This is a genomic window from Streptomyces sp. ATexAB-D23 (assembly GCF_000373645.1).
In the GTDB taxonomy this organism is placed as follows: domain Bacteria; phylum Actinomycetota; class Actinomycetes; order Streptomycetales; family Streptomycetaceae; genus Streptomyces; species Streptomyces castrisilvae.
Genome location: NZ_KB892070.1, coordinates 1 through 2685, shown reverse-complemented (window position 1 = coordinate 2685; position 2685 = coordinate 1). Strand labels below are relative to the sequence as shown.

Sequence of the window (2685 nt, the reverse complement as noted above, 5' to 3'; positions counted from 1 at the left end):
CAGGAACCCACCCTCCCCGCCCAAAAGGTCCGAGCCCAAGCCCGAGCCGTACGAGCGGGCCTCATCCCCAAATCAGACCGCCCCAAGCACTGACGGCCCCGAATTCGGCCGCTGTGCCGCCCTAAGCGACAAGACCAATCACACTTAGTGACGAACCCGTCAACTATGATAGTTGTTATACGCTTGAACGCATGGAGACGAAGACGTACACAACCATCGACCTGCGCAAAGGGATGGGCGAGATCCTGGACCGAACCCGGATCGCCGGTGAGGCCGCCGCCATCACCCGCAAGGGGAAGACGGTCGCCTACTTGGTGCCGGCCGAGTGGTTCGAGCAGATGGCTCGTCGGCACCAGTCGCACGAGGTGGCCTGACCCACCCTCCATACCAAGGAGCCCGAACCATGCCCGCCCATCTCCACTTCGATGGGTACGAGGGGGAACCCCTGCGGATTCCACCCATGCCCGAGCGCACCCCTCAAGCACTCCGGTTGGCCATTCAGGAACACACTCCACAGCTCCTCCCGGACTTTGAGGCTCACTGGAAGCGCGTCATCGGCGACGCCTTCAGCATCACCCCCGTGCCGGCCTTCATGCGCCTGTGGTGGACGCAGTACGCCATCGCGCGAAATCCCGTCCTCGATTCACACCTTCGCGACCTCGAAGCCCGCGCCGCCAAGTCCGAGGACCCCGAGGAGTCCACCCGGCTTCTGGAGGAGTACAGCCGCCTCCGGCATGAAGCCGCCGACAGGAAGCCCGGAGAGTGATCGACGAACCACTCCGGCCGCCTTGGCAGATGGACTGGACGAAGCAGGCGCAGCACGATTTCCAGAACATGCCTGCCGAAGGCAGCGACCTGGTCATGAGTGCCCGTGCGGAACTGGTCACCGCCGAAGACCCGTACTTCCGGGGAATCGATGCCGATGCTTCGCTCCCGCACTGGATGACCGTTCGGCCGCTGACCTCCACAAGCCCCGGTGGTCCTCATATCGTGGACCTGGCCGGCGGACGCGGCTAGCTCATCTACACCTTCATGCGCCGCCACGCCGACCCACAGATCGTCGTCACCGAAGCCTTCTGGGCCTGACGCCCGCGTCGCCCGCAATGCGGCCAGGTGACCTTCCGGCACCCACGCACACAGCGGCCGCCGGATCGCTCGATCCGGCGGCCGCCGCAGCCCTCGTACCGCCCGGTCAGGCGGTCTCGGCCGGCCACCAGTCCGGGTGGTCGGCGTACCACTGCACCGTGCTCTCCAGGCCCGCCGTGAACTCGATCGACGGGGTGAAGCCCAGCTTCGTGATCTTGCTGAAATCGAGCGAGTACCGCAGGTCGTGGCCCTTGCGGTCGGCCACCTGGCGGATCATGGACGGGTCGGCGCCGCACAGCTCGACCAGGCGCCGGGCGATCGAGACGTTGGTGACCTCGACGCCGCTGCCGATGTTGTAGACCTCGCCCGGCTCCCCGTCGGTCAGGACCAGTTGCAGGGCCGCGCAGTGGTCGGCCACGTGCAGCCACTCGCGGACGTTGCGTCCGTCGCCGTACAGCGGCACGGGCTTGCCGCGCAGCAGGTTGGTGATGAACAGCGGGATGAGCTTCTCGGCGTTCTGGTACGGGCCGTAGTTGTTGGAGCACCGGGTGAGCCGGATGTCCAGCCCGTGCGTGCGCCGACAGGCCAGGGCGACCAGGTCGCTGCCCGCCTTGGACGCCGCGTAGGGCGAGTTGGGCTGGAGCGGCTCGTGTTCGTCCCACGAGCCGCGCTCGATGGAGCCGTACACCTCGTCCGTGGACACGCACAGCACGGTCGCCACGTCGTGCCGGGCGCAGCTGTCCAGGAGCTGCTGGGTGCCGACCACGTTCGTCGAGGCGAACGGGACCGCGCCGGCGACCGACCGGTCCACGTGCGACTCGGCGGCGAAGTGCACCACCACGTCGTGTCCGGGCAGCACCTCCTCCAGGGCGGCCGCGTCGCGGATGTCGCCCCGGACGAAGGTCAGCCGCTCGTGCCCGATCGGCAGGTTCGCCGTGTTGCCCGCATAGGTGAGCAGGTCGAAGACGGTGACCTCGGCGTCCTCGTAACCGGCGTACTCGCCCGCGAGCATCGCCCGCACGTACTGCGAGCCGATGAAGCCGGCTCCGCCTGTGACAAATACCTTCACGTCGTCCCGTCTCCTCAGCCGACCGGCAGAACCTTCAGGGAGCGGCGGCGGACGCCGTCGCCGGAATCCACGATCGAGGAGATGTGCGAGACGACCCGCTCGTCGGCCGGGTCGTTCGCCGGGTCGTCGTGCACCCGCAGGATCTCGTACGTGGTGGAGCGCTGCGCCGGTACGCGGTCGGCGCCGCGGATCAGTTCGAGCAGCTCGGGCAGGTTGGAACGGTGCTTGGCGCCCGCGGAGGAGACGACGTTCTCCTCCAGCATCACCGAGCCGAGGTCGTCGGCCCCGTAGTGCAGGGTCATCTGGCCCATCTCCTTGCCCGTGGTGAGCCACGAGCCCTGGATGTGCGCCACGTTGTCCAGGAAGAGCCGGGCGACGGCGATCACCCGCAGGTACTCCAGCGACGTCGCCTGGGTACGCCCGCGCAGCTTGTTGTTCTCGGGCTGGTACGTGTACGGGATGAAGGCGCGGAAGCCCCCGGTGCGGTCCTGCACGTCACGGATCATGCGCAGGTGCTCGATGCGCTCGGC

Annotated in this window: 5 protein-coding genes; 3 read left to right on the top strand and 2 right to left on the bottom strand. The window is 67.6% G+C overall.

What is annotated here, in order from left to right; all coding sequences use genetic code 11:
- Window positions 1-191 precede the first annotated feature (191 nt).
- From B082_RS0132645 to B082_RS37190, 3 genes are read left to right on the top strand one after another with little or no spacing between them, the layout of a single operon-like run.
- Window positions 192-374 (top strand): type II toxin-antitoxin system Phd/YefM family antitoxin, encoded by a 183-nt coding sequence (locus tag B082_RS0132645; RefSeq protein WP_018555988.1) that lies wholly within the window; start codon window positions 192-194, stop codon window positions 372-374.
- 29 nt (window positions 375-403) lie between these two features.
- Window positions 404-766 carry a hypothetical protein gene (locus B082_RS0132640; protein WP_018555987.1) on the top strand — a complete coding sequence of 121 codons (363 nt, stop codon included), beginning with the start codon at window positions 404-406 and terminating at the stop codon, window positions 764-766.
- Window positions 763-1017 (top strand): hypothetical protein, encoded by a 255-nt coding sequence (locus tag B082_RS37190; RefSeq protein WP_018555986.1) that lies wholly within the window; start codon window positions 763-765, stop codon window positions 1015-1017. Before B082_RS0132640 ends, B082_RS37190 begins: the two co-directional genes overlap by 4 nt.
- 175 nt (window positions 1018-1192) lie before the next feature.
- Here B082_RS37190 and rfbB read toward each other — a convergent pair whose 3' ends face one another.
- Both rfbB and B082_RS0132625 read right to left on the bottom strand, forming a co-directional pair.
- Window positions 1193-2155 carry a dTDP-glucose 4,6-dehydratase gene (gene rfbB / locus B082_RS0132630; RefSeq protein WP_018555985.1) on the bottom strand — a complete coding sequence of 321 codons (963 nt, stop codon included), beginning with the start codon at window positions 2153-2155 and terminating at the stop codon, window positions 1193-1195.
- Window positions 2156-2169: 14 nt separating this feature from the next.
- Window positions 2170-2685 (bottom strand): hypothetical protein (locus B082_RS0132625; RefSeq protein WP_018555984.1); only part of this gene is annotated, 516 nt, incomplete at its 5' end.